This window comes from Phenylobacterium deserti, from assembly GCF_003254705.1.
GTDB classification, from domain to species: Bacteria; Pseudomonadota; Alphaproteobacteria; order Caulobacterales; family Caulobacteraceae; genus Phenylobacterium; species Phenylobacterium deserti.
The window spans coordinates 1083633-1105417 of record NZ_QFYR01000001.1 but is presented as its reverse complement, the minus strand read 5'-3'; the positions used below and the strand labels follow the sequence as shown (position 1 = coordinate 1105417).

The window sequence follows — 21785 nt, the reverse complement described above, 5'->3', positions numbered from 1 at the left end:
CAAGGGGCCGGGGCCACGCCTATGTTCCGCGCCTGAAAACGGTCCGGAGGTTTTCCCATGCCCCTGAAGCTCGAGCCCGGCGCGAAGCTGGTGGTCGCCACGCACAATCCCGGCAAGGCGCGCGAGCTGGCCGAGATCCTGGACAACCGCTTCGAACTGGTGACGGCGGGGGAGCTTGGGCTGGGCGAGCCGGACGAGACCGAGAGCACCTTCGTCGGCAACGCGCTGCTGAAAGCGCGGGCGGCGGCGGACAAGAGCGGACTGGTGGCGATCGCCGACGACAGCGGCCTGTCGGTGGCGGCCCTGGACGGGGCGCCGGGGATCTTCTCGGCGCGCTGGGCCGGACCCACCAAGGACTTCGCCATCGCCATGCGGAAAGTCGAAGAGCGGCTGGAAGCCACCGACTCCGACGACCGCAGCGCCTGGTTCACCAGCGCCCTGGCCGTGGCCTGGCCGAACGGGCCGGCGGTGGTGGTCGAGGGACGGATCGACGGGGTGGTGACCTTTCCGCCCCGGGGCGAGCGCGGCTTCGGCTACGACCCGATCTTCGTGCCGGAGGGCTTCGATCAGACCTTCGGGGAGATGGAGCCCGCCGCCAAGGACGCCATGAGCCACCGGGCGCGGGCGTTCGCCAAGCTGAAGGCGGCGCTCTTGTGACGACGACCCCCGCGCCGCTGGGGGTCTACATCCACTGGCCCTACTGCGCGCGCATCTGCCCCTATTGCGACTTCAACGTCTTCCGCGACCGCGGGCGAACGGAGGAACAGGCGGCCCTGGTCCGCGCCATCGTGGCGGATCTGGAGGCCCAAGCGGCCCTGACCGGCCCGCGCGAGCTGGTCAGCGTGTTCTTCGGCGGCGGCACGCCATCGCTGATGCAGCCGCAATGGGCGGCTGAGATCCTGGCTGCGGCCCGGCGGCTCTGGAGGCCGGCGGCGGACCTGGAAGTCAGCCTGGAAGCCAATCCCACCGACGCGGAGGCCGGGCGGTTCGACGGGCTGGCGCAGGCGGGGATCAACCGGCTGTCGCTGGGCCTGCAGGCGCTGGACGACGAGACCCTGGCCTTCCTGGGCCGCAACCACGACGCAGGCCAGGCGATCCGGGCGGCGCAGGCGGCGACGCGCGCGTTTCCGCGCCTTTCGGTGGACCTGATCTACGCGCGGCCGGGGCAGACCCCGCAGGCGTGGGCCGAGGAGCTGCGGGCGGCGGTGGGCCTGGGGGCCGAGCACATCTCGCCCTACCAGCTGACCATCGAGGAAGGCACGGCGTTCGACCGGGCGGTGAAGCGCGGGACGATCACACCGCCGGACGCTGACCTGGGCGCCGAGCTGTTCGAAACCACCCAGGCGGTTTTGGAGGCGCAAGGCTTCGACGCCTACGAAGTCTCCAACCATGCGCGGGGCGCGGCGGCGCGCTCGCGGCACAACCTCGTCTATTGGCGGGGCTGGGACTATGTGGGCGCAGGCCCTGGGGCGCATGGGCGGCTGACGGTTGGCGGCGTGCGGCAGGCCACCGAGGCTGCGGCCCGGCCGGCGGACTACATCCGCACGGTGGGCGAGACTGGCTATGGGTTCGCGGGCCGCGAGGCGCTGAGCCCGCGCGAAACCGCCGAGGAGCGGGTGATCAGCGGCCTGCGGATCGACGACGGCGTGGCGTTCGCAGAGGTGGCGGCCCTGGGGCTGACGCCGGACAAGGTGGCCTATCTGGTGGAGCTTGGCCTGCTGGCCGACGACCGCGAGCGGCTGCGGGCGACGCGGGCGGGACGGCTGGTGCTGGACCGGCTGACCGGCGAGCTGGCGGCGTAGAGTTCCTCCCCACTGGGGGAGGTGTCGCGGAGCGACGGATGGGGTCACCCGGAGAGTTGGCTGAGAACCCTCTCCACCCCTTCGGGGTCCCCCTCCCCCAACGGGGGAGGAACTGCCGTCTCGCGGGCTTGCCTTTCCGCCGGGCTCGCGCCAAGCCTCGGCCATGGCCCGCCAGCAGATCCCTCCTCCCGCGCTCGACGAGGCGCCGTTGGCGCCGGGGCTCTATGTGGTGGCCACACCGATCGGCAACCTGCGGGACATCACCTTGCGGGCGCTGGACATCCTGGCGGCGGCGGACCTGGTGCTGGCCGAGGACACCCGGGTCGCGGCCAAGCTGCTGAACGCTTACGACCTGCACAAGAAGCTCGAGCGCTATGACGAGCATGCCGCCGAGCGGGGCGGGCGCCGCGCGCTGGAGGCTTTGGCCGAAGGGCAGCGGGTGGCCCTGGTGTCGGACGCGGGCACGCCGCTGGTGTCGGACCCCGGCTTCCGGCTGGTGAAGGAAGCGGCCGCGGCGGGGCACAAGGTGTTCCCCATCCCTGGCCCTTCGGCCTTGCTGGCCGGATTGTCCGTCAGCGGACTGCCCACCGATCGCTTCCTGTTCGCCGGCTTTCCGCCGCCCAAGAGCGCGGCGCGCCGCACTTTCCTGGAGGAGCTGGCCGGCGTGCGGGCGACCCTGGTGTTCTTCGAGGGCGGATCACGGGTGGCCGACAGCCTGGCCGACATGGCCGCCGTGCTGGGCGAGCGCGAGGCGGTGGTCTGCCGCGAGCTGACCAAGCTCTACGAGACGGTGGTGCGGGGCTCGCTGTCCGAGCTGGCCGCCGATCCGCAGTTTGAGGCGCCCAAGGGCGAGATCGTCATCCTGGTGGGCCCGGGCCGGGAAGCCGCCGCCACCCAGGCCGATGCGGACCAGGCCTTGGCCGACGCCCTGACGCGGCTGAAGCCCGCAGACGCCGCGGCGGAGGTGGCCAAGCAGCTGGGGCTGAACCGGCGCGACCTCTACAAGCGGGCCATGGACCTCAAGGCCGGTCGGTGAGCCAGATCCGTTCTGCACGCGGCAAGGCGGCGCGGGCCTCGGGGCGGCGCGGCGAGATCGCCTCGGCCGTCTGGCTAATGCTGAAGGGCTACCGGATCCTGGGCTTTCGGCTGAAGACGCCGCTGGCGGAGATCGACCTGCTTGCGATCCGTGGACGGACGCTGGCGGTGGTTGAGGTGAAACGCCGCGGGGACCTGACCACCGCCCTGGGCGCTGTGGGCTCGGACCAGCGGGAACGCCTGCGCAGAGCAGGCGCTATGCTCGCCGAACGCCGTCCGGCGCTGAAAGGTGCGTCGGTTCGCCTCGACCTGATGGCTCTCGCGCCCGGACGGCTTCCTATGCATATTCCGGACGCTTGGAAGGGCGACTGAAAGCCCGAGCTTGAGCCAGCGCGAAGGTTGATGACGCGAGAAGAGGCCGAGGATCTCCTGCTGGAAGCAGGCGCCGCAAAGGACGGCGAGTTTCCGTTGCTGGACGCGGCGATCGCCTGCGCGGTCCATGAGGATCCGACCCGCGAGCTGCAGCCCGCCCGCGACCTGGGCGCGGCGGGCGTGGAGCGCCTGACCCAACGCCTGAAGCGGGAAAGCCCCGAGGAAGCCCTGGCCGAGACCATGGCCGGCGACATGCGGCTGGCGGGCGACCTGCTGACCCACGAGCACCCGGCCAATGCGGACATCCTGTCGGTGGCCGAACGGCGCAAGGGCATCGCCGTGGCCCTGGGCATCTACTACCTGCACGTGGCGCGCCGCTGCGGCCTGTCGGTGAGCGGCGTCGATTTCCCCGGGCACTTCCTGCTGCGGATCGAGACGGAGGAAGGGCCGCTGGCGCTGGATCCGTTCAGCGAGGGGCGGGTGGTGCTGCCGTCGGAGCTGACCCGCCGGGCGCTGCACGCGGGCCTGACGCCCAACGTGGCCGACCGTCTGGACCGGCTGATGGCGCCGGTTAGCGACCGGGCCGTGCTGGTGCGCCTGCAGAACAACATATTCGCTCGCGCCTCGGCGTCACGCGACTACGCCCGGGCCGAGCGGGCGGCCCTGCGCCGGGCGCTGCTTGATCCGGGCGACCACCGCCCGTGGCTGGACGTCGCCGCGGCTCGCGAAGGCCAGGGAGCCCTGGCCGGCGCCCTTGAAGCGTTGGCCCGGGCCACCGCGCTGGACGGCGGGGCCGCGCTGGCCGCGCGAGCCCAGCGCGAGCGGGTGCGCCTGCGCCTCAACTAAGCCCGGCCCGCGGGCGAAGCGGCGGCTTGTTGAACCCACAGTTGCGCTTCGAAGCGAAGCCTAGGATGTTGCCGCCGAGCAGGCCCGCCGGGGCCAGTCCCTGAGCGCAGCGTTCGATGGTCTTCAGCTCCATCATCTTCATCTTCTATTTCCTGCCCGTCTTCCTGCTCGGCTACTACCTGAGCGGCTGGCGGACGGGCGCGCTGCTGGTCGGCAGCGCGGCGTTTTACGTTTGGGGCGAGGGCCCCTACCTGCTGCTGCTGGCGGCCCTGATCGGATTGAACTGGGCGGGGGCGCGAGCCCTTGAAGGGCGCGAGGCGGGCGCCCGGCGGGGCCTGCTGATCGGGCTGGTCGCACTCGACCTGCTGGTGCTGGGCTTCTTCAAATATGCGGGCTTCCTGGGCGGCGTGATCAACCAGGTCCTGCCCGGCGCGCCGGTCCCGGAAATCCATCTGGCCCTGCCGCTGGGGATCTCGTTCTTCACCTTCCAGCTGATCAGCTATGTGGCGGACGTGCACACGCGGGCGGTGCCGGCCGAGCGGAACCTCGCCAAGTTCGCGGCCTACATCCTGATGTTCCCGCACCTGATCGCCGGGCCGATCGTGCGCTACGCCCACATCCGCGAGGAGCTGCACGCCGACCGGCGGCGGACCGGGCGGATCGGGCTTGGGCTGCAGTACTTCATCGTCGGCCTGTCCATGAAGGTGCTGATCGCCAACACCGTCGCGCCCGTGGCCGACCTGGCGTTCGACATGAAGGCGCAGCCGGCGATCCTGACCGCCTGGCTGGGGGCGCTGGCCTACGCCCTCCAGATCTATTTCGACTTCGCCGGCTATTCGAACATGGCCATCGGCCTGGCCTTCATGCTGGGGTTCACCTTCCCCAAGAACTTCGACTACCCGTACATCTCGCGCTCGATCAGTGAGTTCTGGCGGCGTTGGCACATTTCCTTGTCGAGCTGGTTCCGGGACTACGTCTACATCCCGTTGGGCGGCAATCGCGGCGGGCGGTGGCGCACGGTGCGCAACCTGCTGGTCGTCTTTCTGCTGACCGGGTTCTGGCACGGCGCGGCCTGGAACTTCATCGCCTGGGGGCTCTTCCACGGGCTGTTCCTGCTGATCGAGCGCTTCGGCCTGGGCCGGCTGCTGGACCGGGCGCCGCGGGCGGTGGGTCACCTCTACGCCATGCTGGTGGTGCTGTTCGGCTGGGTGCTGTTCCGGGCGACGAGCCTGGGGGCGGCACGGCTCTACGTTTCGGCCATGTTCGACCCGCGCGGCTGGCGAGCGCCTGAGGCCGGGCTGCTGGTGCTGCTGAACGCCGAGACCCTCAGCGCGCTGGTGCTGGGGGTGCTGTTCTCCGCGCCCCTGCTGCCGTGGATCGCGGCGCGGCTGAAGGCGCACCGGCTGGCGCCCGCCGCCCACCTGGAGCCGCGCCTGGACACCCAAGGCGCCTTCGTCCTGCCGACCTTGATGCTGACCTGCGGCCTCCTGCTGAGCATCGCCAAGCTGGCGGGGTCGAGCCTCAACCCCTTCCTGTACTTCCGGTTCTGATGGCCTTTTCCGCGCGCGCACACTGGGGACGCCTGATCGCCGCCAGCCTGGCCGTCTGGGCCGGGGCCTTCGCCCTGCCGCACCTGGTCCGCACGCCGGACCTGCAGGAGAACCGGGTGATGGCCCCGTTCCCCGGGCCGCCGCAGGGCTGGGCCGCCCTGCGCGCCTATCCCAAGGCGATGGACGCCTGGGTGGCCGATCATTTCGCGCCCCGCACCCATCTGATCGCCTGGCTGAACTACGCCCGCATGCAGCTGGGCGTCAGCGGATCGCCCAAGGTGATCGTCGGCAAGGATGGCTGGCTGTTCACCGACAACGGCACCCACCTGGGCGCGGCGCGCAACGATCCCGCGCTGCCGCCGCAAGCATGGAAGGCGTGGCTGGAAGCCTTGGCCGGCCGCACGGAGTATCTGAAGGCCCGGGGCATACCCTATGTGGTGGCCATCGCGCCGGACAAGGAGAGCATCTATCCGGAACAGGCGCCGGCCTGGTTCGAAGGCCTGGACCCTGACCGGCCGGCCCTGCGGCTTTCCGGGCTCGCGCAGATCTCCGGGGTCGGCGAGGTCGTCTACATGCACGACCTGATCGCCCACCAGACTCGCTGGGGACTGAAGACCTTCAGCCGGCACGACACGCACTGGACAGGGCTGGGCGCCTACTGGGGCTATGTGCAGCTGATGAGCCGGCTGCACGCGCTGGGCCTGGCGGACGCGCCGCGGCCGATCGAGGCGTTCCGCGAGGTGAACGTCGGCGGGCGCAACAAGCCCCGTGACCTGGCGCTGATGCTGGGGGTCGCGAGCTTCGTGCAGGCCGACTATCCCGAGCTCGCCGACCTTCCGCTGGACGCCCAGCGGCGGACCAGCTTCCTGACCGATAAACGGGACTGGACTGCGCCGCAGGTGGTGGACACTGGGATGGCCGGCAAACCGGTGCTGCTGCTGACGCGGGACTCCTTCTCCAACGCCCTGCTGCCGTTCCTCTATGGCCACTTCAGCCGGATCATCCTGGCGCACAATCAGGACGGCTCCTGGCGCACCGACCTGGTTGAGCGGTTCCATCCTGACCTGGTGATCCTGGAGGTGGTGGAAAATGGCGCCTTCTACGCGCTGCCGGATGCGCCGCCGCCCTCCCTCAGCGCCCGGGCGCGGATCAACCATGCGGTCGAGGCAGCCCAGCGACAGGCGGCGGCCGCGGAGCCGCGGCGCGGCCAGTTGATCGAGGGCACGCAAGGGCCAGACACCCTGACCGGCGGCGATGGCCCCGACGACATCACCGGGCGCGAGGGCGCCGACCTGGTGGACGGCGGACCGGGAAACGACCGGCTGCGCGGCGGGCAGGACAACGACACAGTGCGCGGCGGCGCGGGCGACGACTGGCTGACCGGCGGCAAGGACGACGACGAGGTGTGGGGCGGCCCGGGCGCGGACATCTTCAACGCCTTCCCCGGCGCGGGGCTGGAGGTCGTCATGGACTTCAACATCGCCGACGGCGACCTGGTGCGGCTGGACGCCGGCACGAGCTGGGAAGCGCGGCAGGAAGGCGCCGATACGGTGATCTACATCGACGGGGCGAAGATGGTGCTCAAAGGCGTACGGTTGGATAGCCTGCCCCCGGCCTGGATCGGCATCGACGGCCCACGCTAGCGCTGGCGCGTCGGCGGGCCTATGTGCAGGGCCGTTCGAAGAAGCCCGCGGAGCTCCCATGTCCCTGAAGGTCGCCGTCCAGATGGACCCCATCGAGGGCATCAACATCGAAGGCGACACGACCTTCCTGATGATGGAAACGGCCCAGGCCCGCGGGCACAGCCTGTTCGTCTACACCACCGACACCCTGGCGCTGGAGGACGGCCGCGCCTTCGCGCGCGGGCGGGACGTGACGGTGCAGCGGGTGAAGGGCGATCACGCCAGCCTGGGCGAGCCGCGCCGGGTGGAGCTGACCGAATTCGACGTGGTGCTGCTGCGCCAGGACCCGCCGTTCGACATGCACTACATCGACACGACCTTCTTCCTGGAGGCCGTGCATCCCAAGACGCTGGTGGTGAACAACCCCGTGGAGGTGCGCAACGCGCCGGAGAAGCTGTTCGTCACCAAGTTTCCCGAGCTGCAGCCGCCGACCCTGATCACCCTGGACAAGGAAGCGATCTACGACTTCCGCGCCCGGCATGGGGACGTGGTGCTGAAGCCGCTGAACGGGCGGGGCGGGTCGGGCGTCACCCGGCTGCTGAAGGATGACCCCAACCTCGACGCCATGCTGGAGCTGCACGCCGAGATCGGCCGCGAGCCGGTGATCCTGCAGAAGTTCCTGCCCAGCGTGACCAAGGGCGACAAGCGCATTATCCTGGTCGACGGCGAGCCCGTGGGCGCGATCAACCGCGTGCCGGAGAAGGGGCAGATCCGCTCCAACATGGCGGTGGGCGGCAAGCCGCAGCCGATCGAGCTGTCGGCCCGCGACCGGGAAATCTGCGCCGCCATCGGTCCGGAACTGAAAGCCCGCGGACTGCTTTTCGTCGGGATCGACGTGATCGGCGACTACCTGACCGAGATCAACGTGACCTCGCCCACGGGCGCGGTGGCCTTGAAGCGGTTCACGGGCGTCGACGCGACCGAGGCGCTCTGGGAGCGCATCGAGGCGCTTCGCAGCGGGCAAGCTTAGCCGTTTCTGAGCTTCGGTCCGTAACACACGGATGTTGCTGGCTTTCTACTTACGTTCGATTTTTGTTCTTGATCCGAGCTTCGCCATGTGCTCGCATCTTGTGGATAAGTGACGTCCGGACACAAGGGCTTGAGCATGGCGGCGCGGGTGGTGACGGTGGCGTTCCAGGGCGTCGACGCCGTCCGGATCGAAGTCGAGGTCCAGTTCACCAAGGGCGCCTTCGCCTTCATCATCGTGGGCCTGGGCGACAAGGCGGTGGCCGAGAGCCGTGAGCGGGTGCACGCGGCGTTCGCAGGTCTGGGCCTGGCCCTGCCCGGCAAGCGGATCATCGCCAACCTGGCTCCGGCCGACCTGCCCAAGGTCGGGTCGCACTACGACCTGCCGATCGCCCTGGCGGTGATGGCCGCCATGGGCGTCATCCCGCCCGACGCGCTGGAAGGCTGGGCGGCGCTGGGCGAGCTGTCGCTGGACGGCCGGATCATGCCGGTGGCGGGCGCCCTGCCCGCGGCGGTGGCGGCCGGCGGCATGGGCCTGGGACTGATCTGCCCGGAGGCTTGCGGACCCGAAGCGGCCTGGGCCGGCGAGACGCGGATCCTGGCCGCGCCCTCGCTGATCGCCCTGGTGAACCACTTCCGCGGCGTGCAGCTGCTGTCGCCGCCCAAGCCAGGTCCCATGCTGGACGGCGAGCGGGTTCCGGACCTCCGCGACGTGAAGGGCCAGGAGAACGCCAAGCGGGCGCTGGAGATCGCCGCCGCCGGCGGCCACAACCTGCTCTTCATCGGCCCTCCGGGGTCGGGCAAGTCGATGATGGCCCAGCGCCTGCCGGGCCTGCTGCCGCCGCTGACGCCGCAGGAGCTCTTGGAAACCTCCATGGTTCATTCCATGGCCGGGCTGATCGCCCGCGGACAGCTGACCCGCGCCCGGCCGTTCCGATCTCCTCACCACTCCGCCAGCATGGCCGCCCTGACCGGCGGTGGACTGAAGGCTAAGCCGGGCGAAGTGAGCCTGGCCCACAACGGCGTGCTGTTTCTGGACGAGTTGCCGGAGTTCGGGACCCAGGCGCTGGACAGCCTGCGCCAGCCGCTGGAGACCGGCGAGGTGGTGGTGGCGCGGGCCAATGCGCACGTGCGCTATCCGGCGCGGGTGCAGCTGGTGGCGGCCATGAACCCCTGCCGCTGCGGGGTCGGCGGGCCGGGGCGCGGCGCCTGCGGGCGGGCGCCCCGCTGCCAGAGCGACTATCAGGGCCGCATCTCCGGTCCGCTAATGGACCGCATCGACCTGCAGGTGGAAGTTCCGCCGGTGACCCCGGCCGATCTCGCCCTGCCGCCGCCGGCCGAAGGCACCGCCGAGGCGGCCGCTCGGGTGGCCCAGGCGCGCCAGATGCAGCTCGCCCGGGCGCAGGACGGCGGCGAGGGCGCGAGCGCCCTGAACGCCCAGGCCAACGGCGACTGGCTGGAGACCATTGCGGCCATGGATGCGCCCGCGCGGGCGCTGCTGAGCCAGGCGGCGGAGGCCGGCGGACTAACCGCCCGCGGCTGGACTCGAACCCTGCGGCTGGCCCGCACCATCGCCGATCTGGAGGGCGCCGAAACCGTGCGGCGCGTGCACGTGGCCGAAGCGCTGATCTACCGGCGGGTGGCCGCCGCCGGGGTCAGGGCGCTGGCGGTCTGACGCTCGCGCCACTTGGCGAGCACGCCGACACCCACAGCCACGGTCAGGGCCCAGGTCCAGATCACCTGGGCCGAGGCGTAGGCCCAGGGCTGGACCTTGGGATCGAGCACGCGGCCGAGGTGGGTGAGCACCCCCAGGAGCTGGAACCCCGCCGCCCAGATCGGCCAGAAGCGGGCGGACCGCAGCACCAGGAACAGAAGAACGCCCAGCAGGACGAGGTCCCCGGCGAAGGCGCCCCACTGCAGGCCCGAATAGGTGGGATCACGGAAGATGATCGAGAGCGCCAGGGAAAGCATCAAGGCGCCCGCAGCAAGCCGCTCCTCGAGGCCGCCGCGCAGAATGGCGCCCGCCACGACCAGCACGAACAGCGTCCAGCTGATCCACGGCGTCAGAACGTAGGGGTTCAAGAGCAGGCGGCTCCCCGGTGGACCAGGGAGCTACTTTGCCAGACCCGCTACAGCGCGGAAACAGCTCAGGCGGCGGTGACCTGCCGCAGGGCGCGCGCGCTGCGGGCGTAGCCGGTCGGCTTGGCGCTGCCCTCGTCCACCAGGGTCACGGCGCCCAGACCCACGTATTCCTTGGCCGTGTCGAGCTCCCGGTGGGTCTCGACAATCGCCCGGCGGGCTTCCGCCAGGGCCATGATGGCCTGGCTGGCGCGCTCCACGGCTTCCTGGCCCACCAGGGCGGAAGCGCCAGCTTGCTTGCGCAGGGCCGGCATGGCGCCGGTTAGGGCGGCGGTCTTTGCGAGAGCGACGTCGATTGCGGCTTCGGCTTCGAACAGGGCGCTGGCGATCTGCTCGGCGGCCATGCGGCGTTGTTTGAGCATGGGGGTTCTCCTGCGCTCCCGTCCCGGGGCGCATTTCGGATAACGTTGTCAGGCTTGTTTAGGTTTGCCGGCCTAGAAGGGCGCGAGGCTCTGGAGCGCCTGCATTCCCGCCAGCATCGACCCGAAAGCCAGCGCAGACACGACGGCCACCGCGAGGACGGCCGCCAGTCGCGCAGCGGGGCTTAGTCGGTTTCCTCCGGGCCACAGTCCGGATCCGGCCGGAAGTTCTCGTCCAGCAGCACCCAGGTCATGCAGAGGATTTCCCGCAAGACCATCTCGGAGGGTTTGAAAGGCGCCAGCTTCCGGGTCGCGGACACCAGATGCTTGGCCATCAAAGCCTGGCTGGGCGTAGCTGCCAAATCGACGAGCTGCCGCTCCAGCTGCTCCCAGGAGAAGGTCGGGATCGACTCGTCCCTCACCGGGCCCTTCGGCCAGCGGGCTTCGAAGTCGTCGATCTCCCGACGCAGACGCAGAGCCCGTCCGATCGCCGGTCGGTTGTCGAAGTTGTGGTGCCAGTCGCCCATTGGCCGTCTCCGTGATTGCCGGCTCATCGGGCCAGCTTTCCGGAGGGCTGTCTGTCCTGATCGTGTCCTGTCCTGACGGGATCAGGACAGCGCTGTCGTCCCGCGCGCGCAGGAGGCGGGCGGCCTCGTAGCGGTCCGTCACGCCCAGCTTGCGTCGGGCGCGGTCGCAATAGGTGTCGACGCTGGTCTTGGACATGCCCAGCTCGCGCGCGATCTGTTTGGAGCTGAGATGCTGATCCACGAGGCGCAGGCACTCGCGCTCACGCGGCGTGAGCAGCGAAACCATATCCCCGTTGATTTCAGTGCGCGTCGGCATGGTGGCGTTCAATAAACGACGCCGCACGCCTTTCGTCTACTTTGCGCGGCAAGTTTTCGACAAACGCGCTACATTCGGCCGCGCAGGAGGCGCCGATGCAAGCCAAAGAGGTCGGGAGTCCCGCGTCATTGGACCTAGCGATCGGTACGCGAATCCGAACGCGTCGCCGTCAGCTTGGCATGAACCAGAGCGACCTGGCCGAACGGCTGGGCGTGTCGTTCCAGCAGGTGCAGAAGTACGAGCGCGGCGCGAACCGCGTGGCCGCATCGACCCTGGTGGCGGCCGCCGCGGCGCTGAGCACGAGCGTGTCCTGGCTTGTCGGCGAGGACAGCGTCGGGGCCGTGTCGGACGAGGAGGAGGTGTTCCGCGCCCTGTCCCGTCCCGGCGCGCTGGAGCTCCTGCGGGCGTTCAACGGCATTCCTGACGGACGCGCCCGAGCCGCCCTTCTCGCCCTGACCCAGGAAATGGCCACCAAGGCCGACCGGCCGGCTTGACCCCTCGTTAAGCCACCGGCGCCATGGTCGCGCCGATGCGCAGACCTCCGCGACCTCTTTCCGAGCGCCGCCCCCGCCGGGCGCACATCAGCGCCGCCCAGTTGGCGGCCCTGAGCCATGAATTCCGCACGCCCTTGAACGGCGTGTTGGGCATGGCCCGCCTGCTGGAGGGGACGCCCCTGACGGCCGAACAGCGGGCCTACGCCGCCGCCATGCGCGAAAGCGGCCAGCACCTGCTGACCCTGGTCAACGACGTGCTGGATTTCGCCAAGCTGGGCTCCGACTCCGTGGAGTTGCACCCGCAGCCGCTGGAAGTGGAGGCGCTGCTGCGCAGCGTCGCCGAACTCCTGTCGCCGCGGGCCCGGGAAAAGGGCGTGGAGCTGGGCTGGTCGGCGCCGTCCGGGCTGAAGATCCTGGCCGACGAGGGCAAGCTGCGCCAAATCCTGCTGAACTTCGCCGGCAACGCCGTGAAGTTCACCACTGAAGGCGGCGTTCTGCTGGCGGTGACCGAAACCGAGTTCGGCATGCGGTTCACGGTGGAGGACACCGGTCCCGGCGTCCCGGCGGCCGACCGCGAACGGATCTTCCAGGCGTTCGCCCAGGCCGAAGCCGGCCAGGCGGTGATCGGCGGCGCGGGGCTTGGCCTGGCCATCGCCCGCCGGCTGGCCCAGGCCATGGATGGCGAGGTGGGCGTTGTCCCCAACAAGGGCGGCGGCTCGATCTTCTGGTTCGAGGCCCCGTTCACCTCGGTGGCCGCCGCGCCCGCGACCCTGCCCCTGACGGGCCGCACCATCGGCGTGGCCTCCCCCAATCCCGTCCTGCTGCGCGCTGCGCGCCGACAGATCCAGGCCTGTGGCGGGCGCGCGGTGACCGCCAAGGACGTGGACAGCCTGCTGGCCGCCGTCGGACCAAGCGACGTCCTGCTGCTGGACGAGGCGCTGAGCGAGGGCGAGAGCCTGCGCGCCCCGCCGGGCCGCAAGGCCATCGTGCTGCTGGCCGCCGAACAACGGGAACGCAAGGATGCCCTGCGGCAGGCGGGCTTCGCCGCCTGGCTGATCAAGCCGCTGCGGCAAGCCTCGCTGGCCGAATGGGTGCTGATCGCGGCGGGCGCGACGGAAGATCCGGCCGCTCCGGCCGAGGACGACCGGCTGGCGCCGGCCGCCGCCCCCGGCGCGCGCGTGCTGCTGGTGGAAGACAATCCAATCAACGCCCTGCTGGCCCGCGCCCTGCTGACCCGCGAGGGCTGCGTGGTGGACCATGCGGCGGCGGGCGAGGAAGCCCTGGCGGCCGTGCGGGTGGGCGCCTACGACCTGATCCTGATGGACATGCGCATGCCCGGGCTGTCCGGCGTTGAGACCGCCCGGCAGCTGCGCACGGCGGGCATCGACACGCCCATCGTCGCGCTGACCGCCAACGCGTTCGATGACGACCGTCAGGCGTGCCTCGCCGCGGGGATGGACGACTTCATGGTCAAGCCGATCCTGCCCGATAGCCTCCGCGCTGTCCTGACGCGGTGGACTCGCACCCGCTGGACGGATCAGGCGCAGCGCGCCAAGGTCGGCTGACGGGCGCCCGGGGGCGCCAAGCACTTCGGAGTTCTTGATGGGCGCTGACGCCGCCGAGCCCAAACGTGGGGCGCTGTCCTCGCTCGCCGTCTTTTTCGAACGCCGCGCACTGGTCATGCTGGCCCTAGGCTTTGCGTCCGGCCTGCCCAACCTTCTGATCTTCGACACCCTGTCGCTGTGGCTGCGGGACGCCGGGCTGTCGCTGAAGGTCATCTCGATCTTCGCCCTGGCGACGCTGGCCTACTCGCTGAAGTTTCTCTGGGCCCCACTGGTGGATCGCACCCAGGTGCCGATCCTCACCCGCTGGCTGGGCCACCGGCGCTCATGGATGGTGGTGACCCAGGTTCTGGTGATGCTGGGCCTTTGGCTGATCTCCGGTGCGGACCCCGCAGGCAACCTGGGCCTGATGGCCGCCTTCGCCGTGTTCGTCGGCTTCACCGCATCCACCCAGGACATCGTGATCGATGCCTGGCGGATCGAAGCCGCAGCCGTCGAAAAGCAGGGCGCCATGGCGGCGGCCTACCAGTGGGGATACCGCATCGCGATGATCGTCGCCGGCGCAGCGCCCCTGGTGCTGGCCGACCGCTTCAACTGGAACATCTCCTACGCCGTGATGGCCGCCCTGATGGGCATCGGCCTGGCCGGCGCCCTCGCCGCCCCTCGTGAGAAGGCTCACGCAGTGCGGCCCATCCATGCCGAGGGCGTGCCCTCGCGCCCGGCGCTGGAGCTGCCGGAGTGGCTGGCCCGCCTAGCGCTGTTCGCCCTGGGCGGTCTGATCGTCGGGTCCGGTCTCGCCGCCGATGCGTCGCTGCTCGCTGCGGGCCTGCGCGGTCTCGGCTTCCCGGCCGCAGCTGAGGGGATCGCGGCGGCGTGGGAAATGAAGCCGGAGGGCGTCTACTTCCAGCTCAGCGCCGTGGTGATCGGACTTCTGGTGATCGTGCTGGCCGCTTGCCCGATCCCTGGCGTGCGGACACGTCCGGGCGTCTACCTGGCGACCGCCCTTGGCGAGCCGCTGCGCGATTTTGTGGTGCGCTACAAGGGCGTGGCCGCTCTGATCCTGGCGCTGATCTGCGTCTATCGCCTGTCCGACTTCGTCCTGAACATCATGAACCCGTTCTACGCGGACCTGGGCTACACCAAGACCGAGATCGCCGAGGTGCGGAAGGTGTTCGGTGTGATCATGACCGTGCTGGGCGTTGGCCTGGGCGGTTGGGCCGTGGTGCGTCTGGGGCTGCTGCGTGCGCTGGTGGTCGGCGCCTTCGCCGGACCGCTGAGCAACCTGGTGTTCGCCTGGCTGGCCATGCAGGGCCCACAGCTATCGGCCCTGTTCATCGCCATCGGGGTGGACAACGTGGCGTCGGGCTTCTCCGGCACCTGTCTAATCGCCTACATGTCCAGCCTGACCTCGGTCGGCTTCACCGCCACGCAATATGCGCTGTTCTCGTCGCTCTACGCCTTGCCCGGCAAGCTGATCGCTTCCCAGTCCGGACGCATCGTCGAGAGTTCTGCTGCGGCAGCCGACCGCGGCGGCGCCTTTGCGCCGCTGAAGGGGCTGTTCGGCGCGCTGCCGCCGGAAGCCTACGCCGCCGGCGCCGCCAAGTCGCAGGTCACCACGGCGGCGCTGGGCGCGGGCTATGTGGTCTTCTTCCTCTATTCAGCCCTGATCGGGGTCGCCGCCATCGTGCTGGCTTTCGTCGTCGCAGCCCGCCAGGGCCGGCTGGAAGCGCGGGCGCCCTAGACCGCCAGGCAGAACACCTGGGCGACGCGCAGGTCGCGGCGCAGGGCGTCGGCGGCGCGGCCGTAATTCTCCGGGGTGATCGGCTGGCCTGGACCTGCGGGTCCGGGCCGCACGCCCGTGGAGGCCAGCAGGCGCTCCACCGTTTCCGGGGTCGTCGTGTAGATGCGGCCGCGGCGGGGCGACTCGGCGATCGTCACGCCAATCAGGCGGCCCTGCTCGTCCAGCGCGGGCGCGCCGGAAAGCCCGCCAAGGGAGCCGTTCAAGCCGTCGGTGCGACCAGCCTCGGCCCAGACCAGCACCGGCTCGGTTCGCGCGCCGCGTCCGCGCACCACCAGGTTCTCCCGTCCGATCAGGCGGGAGGTGACTTCGCCCGGCTCGCCTTGCGGGAAGCCGGGGTGGAAGGCCCGCTCGCCCCGATGCAGCGGACGGTCCAGCGCCAGCGGCAGGGCCGGCGCGCCGCCGTCGGTGGTCAGGATCGCCGCCTCGCCTTTCGGATCGATCCGCACGCCGACTTCCACGCCCTGGCCTGGACCCACGACGATGGCGGCCTGCTTGCAGCCGTCGACCACGTGGCGGGCGGTGACCCACACGCCGCTGGAGGAAATCGAGAAGGCGGTGCCCTCCGCCGGGCCACGCGGCGCTTCCACATCGACGACCACTTCGGGATCGAAGGGCGAGGCCGGACCCAGGGCCTCGCTGGCCACCTGAGGCGCAGCGGGCGGCGCAGGCGGCGCATCGGCGCGCTCCTGCCGGCCGACGGCGGCGATCAGCAGTCCCGCCACCACCGCGGCGTAGATCAGCCAGTCGGGCAGTCTGGGGAACTGCACGCCCCCGGCCTCAGGCCGAGACGGAGGCGGCGATGATCAGGGCGGTGGCGAGCTTGGCGCCCACCAGCATGGCGGCGGCCGACATCTCGCCGTCCTGGATGCGCTGGGGCAGGCCATGGAGCACGAGGTCCACCAGGCGGAACACCAGCAGCTGGACGAGCACGGTGGCCGCGCCCCAAAGGCCGAGATCCACCAGGGTGGTCGAGGCTTTCAGCGAGAAAGCCAACGGGATGGCGAGGCCGACCAGGACGCCGGCCATGGAGACCGCCGCCGCCGCGTTGCCCTGGCGGATCAGGGTGATTTCCTTGTGCGGCGTCAGCAGCACATAGACGGCGGACGCCACGAACAGCATCGCCACGCTGACCGCGGCATGCAGCAAGGTGACCGGAAACCCGCTGGCGAAGGCCTGGATCTCAGGCGACGGCGTCGGCATCGGCTACTCCCCCGAACTTGGCCGCTGATTAGCACGGCGAAGCCGGGTGGGCCTACTGCGCCCTACTCTGCAGCGTCGGCGGCGGCTTCGGCCTCGGCGGCGATCTTGCGGCGGGCGCTGGCGCGCAGCTTCTCGCTCTCGCTCTTCAGCTGGCCGCAGGCGGCGAGGATGTCACGGCCCCGCGGCGTGCGGATCGGCGAGGCGTAGCCGGCGCGGTTCAGCACGGCCGCGAACTTTTCGATCGTGCCCCAGTCCGAGCAGGCGTAGTCGCTGCCTGGCCACGGGTTGAATGGGATCAGGTTGATCTTGGCCGGAATGCCCTTGAGCAGCTGGACCAGCGCCTTGGCCTCGGCCGGACTGTCGTTGACGCCCTTGAGCATCACGTACTCGAAGGTCACGCGCTTGGAGTTGGACAGGCCCGGGTAGGCGCGGATGCCGGCCATCAGCTCGGCGATCGGGTACTTCTTGTTGAGCGGCACGAGCTTGTTGCGAAGCTCGTCGTTGGTGGCGTGCAGGCTGATCGCCAACATGGCCTGGGTCTGCTCGCCCAGGGCCTCCAGCTGCGGCACCACGCCCGAAGTCGACACGGTGATCCGCCGGCGGGAAATGGCGATCCCCTCGTTGTCGGCGATGATGTCGATGGCCGAAGCCACGTTGTCCAAGTTGTAGAGCGGCTCGCCCATGCCCATGAACACGATGTTCGACAGGCGGCGGTCTTCCTTGGGCGAGGGCCATTCGCCGAGGTCGTCGCGGGCCACCTGCACCTGGGCGACGATCTCGGCCGTCGTCAGGTTGCGCACCAGCGGCTGGGTGCCCGTGTGGCAGAAGGTGCAGTTCAGCGTGCAGCCCACCTGGCTGGAGACGCACAAGGCCCCGGCCCGGCCGACATCGGGGATGTAGACCGTCTCGACCTCGATCCCCGGGGCCATGCGGATCAGCCACTTGCGGGTCCCGTCGCGGCTAACCTGGCGCTCCACCACTTCCGGCCGGGCGACGGTGAACTTCTCGACCAGCTGCGCGCGCGTTTCCTTGGCGACGTCGGTCATCCTGGCGAAGTCGGTGACGCCGTAGTGATGGATCCAGCGCCACAGCTGGGTGGCCCGCATCTTGGCCTTCTCGGGACGCACGACCTCGGCCTCCACCAGCGCCGCGGCGAGTTCCGCCCGGGTCATGCCGGAGAGGTTGATCAGGGCCGGCGCCACCGGCGTCGCGGTCGCGCGCGATAGGTCGAGGGTCACGCCCAAGGGAAGACGTCCTTTGTGGAGAGAGGCGAATATAGGGGACGATGGTTTCCAAACCAACTCAGGCCCGGCGCGACCTGTTGCGCGCAGGCGGCATCGCCTCAAACATCTGTTCGAAACTGCTTCCGCCGCACGTTCGGCTCCGCTAGCGTCGCGCCCGGACAAAGGGAGATCCGAGCGATGAAGGCGCTGTTGAGCCGGCAGGTGGGCGGGCCCGAGACCCTGGCGCTGGAGGAGCTGCCGACGCCGGAGGCCGGCAAGGGCCAGGCGCTGATCGAGGTGCGGGCCTGCGGGGTGAACTTTCCCGACGTGCTGATCATCGAGGACAAGTACCAGTTCAAGCCGGAGCGACCGTTCGCGCCGGGCGGGGAGATCAGCGGCGTGGTGCGCGCCGTGGGCGAGGGCGTGACCCATGTGGCGCCCGGCGACCGGGTGCTGGGCTCCACCGGCTGGGGCGGCATGGCGCAGATGGCGGCCATCGACGCTTCGCGCCTGGTGAAGATCCCCGACGCCATGCCGTTCGACGAGGCGGCGGCCTTCATCATGACCTATGGCACCAGCTACCACGCGCTGAAGGACCGGGCGCAGCTGCAGGCCGGGCAGACGCTGATGGTGCTGGGCGCGGCAGGCGGCGTGGGGCTGGCGGCCATCGAGCTGGCCAAGGCCATGGGCGCCAAGGTGATCGCCGCAGCCTCGTCCGAAGAAAAGGTCGAGCTGTGCAAGCGGCACGGCGCGGACGCGGGCGTTGTTTATGGGCGCGGCCCGTTCGACAAGGACGCCTCCAAGCAGCTGGGCGAGCTCTTCAAGCAGGCCTCCGGCCCGAACGGGGCGGACGTGATCTATGACGCGGTCGGCGGCGGCTATGCCGAGCCGGCGCTGCGCTCCATCGCCTGGGAAGGCAAGTACCTGGTGGTGGGCTTCGCGGCGGGCGACATCCCGAAGATCCCGCTCAACCTCGCCCTGCTGAAGGGCTGCGAGATCGTCGGCGTTTTCTGGGGCGCCTGGGTGGCGCGCAACCCGGACAAGCACGCCCAGGCCGTGGGAGAGCTGCTCGAGCTCTACGCCGCGGGCAAGATCAAGCCATTCGTCTCGGAGCGCTTTCCCCTGGAAAAGGGCGCCGAGGCCATCGCCCACCTGGCCAGCCGACAGGCCATGGGCAAGGTCGTCGTGACCATGGGCGAAGGGCAGGGCTGAGCGATGGCGGGACGTCTCGAAGGCAAGGTCGCGATCATCACCGGCGCGGCGTCCGGCATCGGCCTGGGCGCGGTGGAGCTGTTCGCTGGCGAAGGCGCGCGGGTGATCGCCGCCGACATCCAGGACGAAAAGGGCGCGCGGCTGCAGGAGCGCTTCGAAGGGCGCGTCCGCTACGTCCGTTGCGACGTGACCCGCGAAGACGAGATCGCGGCCATGACAGCCGCGGCGGCGTCGGAGTTCGGCGGGCTCGACATCCTGTTCAACAACGCCGGCATCTCCGATCGCATGCTGACGGTGGAGGAGATCACGGCGGAGGGCTGGGACTGGATCTTCTCCATCCTGGTGCGCGGGCCGATGCTGGGCATCAAGCATGCCGCGCCGCTGATGCGGGAGCGCGGCGGCGGCTCGATCATCAACACCTCGTCGGTGGCGGGCCTGCAGGCGGGCTTCGGGCCCATCGCCTATTCCAGCGCCAAGGCGGCGGTGATCCAGATGAGCCGGGTGGCGGCCGCCCAGCTGTCGCCGCAGAAAATCCGGGTGAACGCCCTGTGCCCGGGCCTGATCGCTACGTCGATCTTCGGCGCGTCCTTCGGGCTGCCGCGCGAGACGGCCGACAAGCTGGCGGCCATGATTGCGGCCACCGGCCCCAAGGTTCAGCCGATCCCGAAGGCCGGCCTGCCGGAGGACATCGCCAAGGCGGCCCTGTTCCTGGCCAGCGACGACTCCGAGTTCGTTACTGGGACCTATCTTCTGGTGGACGGCGGCCTGACGGTGGGCCCGCGCTCGGCCTGGGACCCCAATGCGCCGAACCCCTTCGCCAAGATGTTCGAGATGGCGGGGAGCTAGCTCAGCTCTCGGCCCGCAGCCGCTCGACGGCGTCCTTTGCGGCCTTGCGGTGGCGGGGTTTCAGGTTCTTGCCGACCACGCCCATGAGGGCGGCGAACACCGCCGCGTCGTCGGTGTAGCCGAGGCCGGCGATGAAGTCGGGCACCGCGTCCGTCGGCAGGACGAAGTAGGCCAAGGCGGCGAACATCATGCCCTTGGCCGCGATGGGCGTCTCTTCGTCCCGGGCGCAGAACCAGACGGACAGGGCCTCGGACGCGAAAGGCACCTTGGCCGCCACCTTGCGCATCTTGGGCCAGAAGCCACGGGTCACGCGCGCCTCGTTGACCTTAACCACCGAGGGCACGAGCGCGCGGCTGGGGTCGATCGGCTGCCTCGGATCGAAGGCGTCCTTGACGTCGGGTGATGCTTTCTCGGCGCGGGTCATAGGGCTAAGCCTCGGGCGACGAGGACATCTTGGGTCATCGGGAGAGACAGGTCCATGGAACTCAATTCATCCGTCGCGGCCGTGGTCACCGGCGGCGCATCCGGGCTTGGCGAAGCCACGGCCCGGGCGCTGGCGGCGCAGGGCGTGAAGGTCGCCCTGTTCGACATGAACGAACAACGCGGCCAGGAGATCGCATCCGAACTGGGCGGCGTGTTCTGCAAGGTCAACGTCACGGTCGATGAAGAGGTCGAGGCCGGCTTCGCCCGCGCCCGCGCCGCGCACGGGCACGAGCGGATCCTGGTGAACTGCGCCGGTGTGGCCAATGCGGTGAAGACCGTTGGGCGCGACAAGACGGGCGGCAAACGCTCCTTCCCCCTGCCTCTGTTCGAGGCCAGCCTGCAGGTGAACGTGCTGGGCACCTTCCGCTGCATCGTCCATGCGTCGCTGGGCATGATGGACGCCGAGCCGCTGGCCGACGGCGAGAAGGGCGTGATCATCAACACCGCCTCCGTAGCGGCGGTGGACGGACAGATCGGCCAAGCGGCCTATTCGGCTTCCAAGGCCGCGGTCATGGGCATGACCCTGCCGATCGCGCGCGATTTAATGGGCGAAGGCATCCGGGTGAACACCATCCTGCCCGGCGTGTTCGAAACGCCCATGGTGGCGGCCATGCCGGACGAGGTGCGCGCCGCGCTGGGCGCCAACGTGCCCTTTCCCAAGCGGCTGGGCCGCCCGGCGGAATACGCCTCGCTGGCGTTGGAGATGATCCGCAACGGCTACTTCAACGGCGAGCACGTGCGGCTGGACGGCGCCATCCGCATGCCGCCCAGGTAGGCGGCCTCAGGCCTGGACGGGATCCAGGGCGGCGACGATCACAGCGAAGCCGTTCGCGATCTCCCTGGTCTGCAGAAGCTTGAAGCGCTCCTTGAACTTGGGCAGCCACCATTGCGGCGGCTGTTGGATCAAGTGGGCGTTGCGCCCATCTGCTAGATGCTTCACCGCTGGTCCGACGTGAACGGTGAAGAAGCCATGCTTCACCGTAATTGCCTTCAGCTCATCCAGCACATTCTCCAAGTAGTCGGGCTCGATGTGCTCCAGCACGTCGATGCAGCAGACCAGATCAGCCTGCTGGGCCTGGCCATATTCGGGGAACGCCGGGTCGTAGGGACGGTAGTCGATCTCGACGTCGAGCTTCTGGAGAGCTGTCAGCAGGTTCTGCTTACCCGCGCCGTAATCGGTCAGCGACTTGGCTCCTAGTTGGTCTATCAGCTGCTTTACGATCCCGCCGTACCGCAAGGACATCACCCCGTAGCCAGGGTTCTCGTGCAGCTCTTGTTGCAGCCGCCGGTAAGTGTCGGAGATCACGGGGCTCTGTGCGCTCATGGCCCGCTTATCTCATAGGCCGGGCAGCGCGCCAAACACCCTCGCC

General features: G+C 69.8%; 23 protein-coding genes and 1 pseudogene. 15 read left to right on the top strand and 9 right to left on the bottom strand.

Annotation, left to right across the window (positions count from 1 at the left end; genetic code table 11):
• Positions 1-57: 57 nt before the first annotated feature.
• The 9 genes from rdgB (at position 58) to DJ018_RS05450 (ending at position 9928) form a co-directional block, all read left to right on the top strand.
• Positions 58-657 (top strand): RdgB/HAM1 family non-canonical purine NTP pyrophosphatase, encoded by a 600-nt coding sequence (gene rdgB, locus DJ018_RS05490; protein ID WP_111513845.1) that lies wholly within the window; start codon positions 58-60, stop codon positions 655-657.
• Positions 654-1802: a radical SAM family heme chaperone HemW gene (gene hemW / locus DJ018_RS05485; protein ID WP_111513844.1), complete on the top strand. Its 1149-nt coding sequence runs from the start codon at positions 654-656 to the stop codon at positions 1800-1802. Before rdgB ends, hemW begins: the two co-directional genes overlap by 4 nt.
• A gap of 163 nt (positions 1803-1965) precedes the next feature.
• Complete coding sequence (rsmI, locus tag DJ018_RS05480; RefSeq protein WP_111513843.1) at positions 1966-2838, top strand: 16S rRNA (cytidine(1402)-2'-O)-methyltransferase; 873 nt, start codon at positions 1966-1968, stop codon at positions 2836-2838.
• Positions 2835-3209 (top strand): YraN family protein, encoded by a 375-nt coding sequence (locus DJ018_RS05475; protein ID WP_111513842.1) that lies wholly within the window; start codon positions 2835-2837, stop codon positions 3207-3209. Before rsmI ends, DJ018_RS05475 begins: the two co-directional genes overlap by 4 nt.
• A gap of 30 nt (positions 3210-3239) precedes the next feature.
• Positions 3240-4055: a transglutaminase family protein gene (locus DJ018_RS05470; RefSeq protein ID WP_111513841.1), complete on the top strand. Its 816-nt coding sequence runs from the start codon at positions 3240-3242 to the stop codon at positions 4053-4055.
• Positions 4056-4171: 116 nt separating this feature from the next.
• Positions 4172-5605 (top strand): MBOAT family O-acyltransferase, encoded by a 1434-nt coding sequence (locus DJ018_RS05465; RefSeq protein ID WP_111513840.1) that lies wholly within the window; start codon positions 4172-4174, stop codon positions 5603-5605.
• Complete coding sequence (locus tag DJ018_RS05460) at positions 5605-7248, top strand: alginate O-acetyltransferase AlgX-related protein (RefSeq protein WP_111513839.1); 1644 nt, start codon at positions 5605-5607, stop codon at positions 7246-7248. The genes DJ018_RS05465 and DJ018_RS05460 overlap by 1 nt, the downstream gene beginning before the upstream one ends.
• A gap of 58 nt (positions 7249-7306) precedes the next feature.
• The gene (gshB, locus tag DJ018_RS05455; RefSeq protein ID WP_111513838.1) at positions 7307-8257 is read left to right on the top strand and encodes a glutathione synthase; all 951 of its coding nucleotides are present in this window, start codon (positions 7307-7309) and stop codon (positions 8255-8257) included.
• A gap of 135 nt (positions 8258-8392) precedes the next feature.
• Positions 8393-9928, top strand: a complete 1536-nt coding sequence (locus DJ018_RS05450; RefSeq protein WP_111513837.1) for a YifB family Mg chelatase-like AAA ATPase — start codon at positions 8393-8395, stop codon at positions 9926-9928.
• Here the strand turns inward: DJ018_RS05450 and DJ018_RS05445 are convergent.
• From DJ018_RS05445 to DJ018_RS19625, 4 genes and pseudogenes are all read right to left on the bottom strand, one after another.
• The gene (locus DJ018_RS05445; protein ID WP_111513836.1) at positions 9883-10335 is read right to left on the bottom strand and encodes a hypothetical protein; all 453 of its coding nucleotides are present in this window, start codon (positions 10333-10335) and stop codon (positions 9883-9885) included. The two genes, DJ018_RS05450 and DJ018_RS05445, sit on opposite strands and share 46 nt — an antisense overlap.
• A gap of 65 nt (positions 10336-10400) precedes the next feature.
• Entirely contained in the window at positions 10401-10754 is a 354-nt protein-coding gene (locus tag DJ018_RS05440; RefSeq protein WP_205853710.1) for a hypothetical protein, read from the bottom strand.
• A gap of 182 nt (positions 10755-10936) precedes the next feature.
• Entirely contained in the window at positions 10937-11278 is a 342-nt protein-coding gene (locus tag DJ018_RS05435) for a hypothetical protein (protein WP_111513835.1), read from the bottom strand.
• Positions 11279-11402: 124 nt separating this feature from the next.
• Positions 11403-11564 (bottom strand): annotated as a pseudogene (locus DJ018_RS19625) (response regulator transcription factor); the annotation flags it as partial.
• 125 nt (positions 11565-11689) lie between these two features.
• On the opposite strand from DJ018_RS19625, the gene DJ018_RS05425 reads away from it, so the two are divergent.
• Genes DJ018_RS05425 through DJ018_RS05415 form a run of 3 tightly spaced genes read left to right on the top strand, consistent with a single transcriptional unit; the run spans position 11690 to position 15391 of the window.
• Positions 11690-12088: a helix-turn-helix domain-containing protein gene (locus DJ018_RS05425; RefSeq protein WP_111513834.1), complete on the top strand. Its 399-nt coding sequence runs from the start codon at positions 11690-11692 to the stop codon at positions 12086-12088.
• Between the two features lie 35 nt (positions 12089-12123).
• Complete coding sequence (locus DJ018_RS05420; protein ID WP_111514691.1) at positions 12124-13653, top strand: response regulator; 1530 nt, start codon at positions 12124-12126, stop codon at positions 13651-13653.
• 37 nt (positions 13654-13690) lie between these two features.
• On the top strand, positions 13691-15391 hold the full coding sequence (locus DJ018_RS05415) for an AmpG family muropeptide MFS transporter (protein WP_111513833.1): 1701 nt from the start codon (positions 13691-13693) through the stop codon (positions 15389-15391).
• Here DJ018_RS05415 and DJ018_RS05410 read toward each other — a convergent pair.
• The 3 genes from DJ018_RS05410 to rlmN all read right to left on the bottom strand — a co-directional run bounded on the left by DJ018_RS05410 (position 15388) and on the right by rlmN (position 17895).
• Entirely contained in the window at positions 15388-16218 is an 831-nt protein-coding gene (locus DJ018_RS05410) for a S1 family peptidase (protein ID WP_111513832.1), read from the bottom strand. The two genes, DJ018_RS05415 and DJ018_RS05410, sit on opposite strands and share 4 nt — an antisense overlap.
• Positions 16219-16228: 10 nt before the next feature.
• Complete coding sequence (locus DJ018_RS05405) at positions 16229-16651, bottom strand: DUF350 domain-containing protein (RefSeq protein WP_111513831.1); 423 nt, start codon at positions 16649-16651, stop codon at positions 16229-16231.
• A 62-nt stretch (positions 16652-16713) separates the two neighbouring features.
• Positions 16714-17895 carry a dual-specificity RNA methyltransferase RlmN gene (gene rlmN, locus DJ018_RS05400; RefSeq protein WP_111513830.1) on the bottom strand — a complete coding sequence of 394 codons (1182 nt, stop codon included), beginning with the start codon at positions 17893-17895 and terminating at the stop codon, positions 16714-16716.
• A 177-nt stretch (positions 17896-18072) separates the two neighbouring features.
• Between rlmN and DJ018_RS05395 the strand changes: the two genes are divergently transcribed.
• Both DJ018_RS05395 and DJ018_RS05390 read left to right on the top strand, forming a co-directional pair.
• Positions 18073-19086 carry an NADPH:quinone oxidoreductase family protein gene (locus tag DJ018_RS05395; protein ID WP_111513829.1) on the top strand — a complete coding sequence of 338 codons (1014 nt, stop codon included), beginning with the start codon at positions 18073-18075 and terminating at the stop codon, positions 19084-19086.
• A 3-nt stretch (positions 19087-19089) separates the two neighbouring features.
• The gene (locus DJ018_RS05390; protein WP_111513828.1) at positions 19090-19932 is read left to right on the top strand and encodes an SDR family NAD(P)-dependent oxidoreductase; all 843 of its coding nucleotides are present in this window, start codon (positions 19090-19092) and stop codon (positions 19930-19932) included.
• Between the two features lies 1 nt (position 19933).
• Here the strand turns inward: DJ018_RS05390 and DJ018_RS05385 are convergent, their stop codons facing one another.
• Positions 19934-20356 carry a YkvA family protein gene (locus tag DJ018_RS05385; RefSeq protein ID WP_111513827.1) on the bottom strand — a complete coding sequence of 141 codons (423 nt, stop codon included), beginning with the start codon at positions 20354-20356 and terminating at the stop codon, positions 19934-19936.
• A gap of 54 nt (positions 20357-20410) precedes the next feature.
• Here DJ018_RS05385 and DJ018_RS05380 point away from each other — a divergent pair, with 54 nt between their 5' ends.
• Positions 20411-21190 (top strand): SDR family NAD(P)-dependent oxidoreductase, encoded by a 780-nt coding sequence (locus DJ018_RS05380; protein WP_111513826.1) that lies wholly within the window; start codon positions 20411-20413, stop codon positions 21188-21190.
• Positions 21191-21196: 6 nt separating this feature from the next.
• Here the strand turns inward: DJ018_RS05380 and DJ018_RS05375 are convergent, their stop codons facing one another.
• Positions 21197-21739, bottom strand: coding sequence for a methyltransferase domain-containing protein (locus tag DJ018_RS05375; protein ID WP_111513825.1), 543 nt, complete (start codon positions 21737-21739; stop codon positions 21197-21199).
• Positions 21740-21785: the final 46 nt, after the last annotated feature.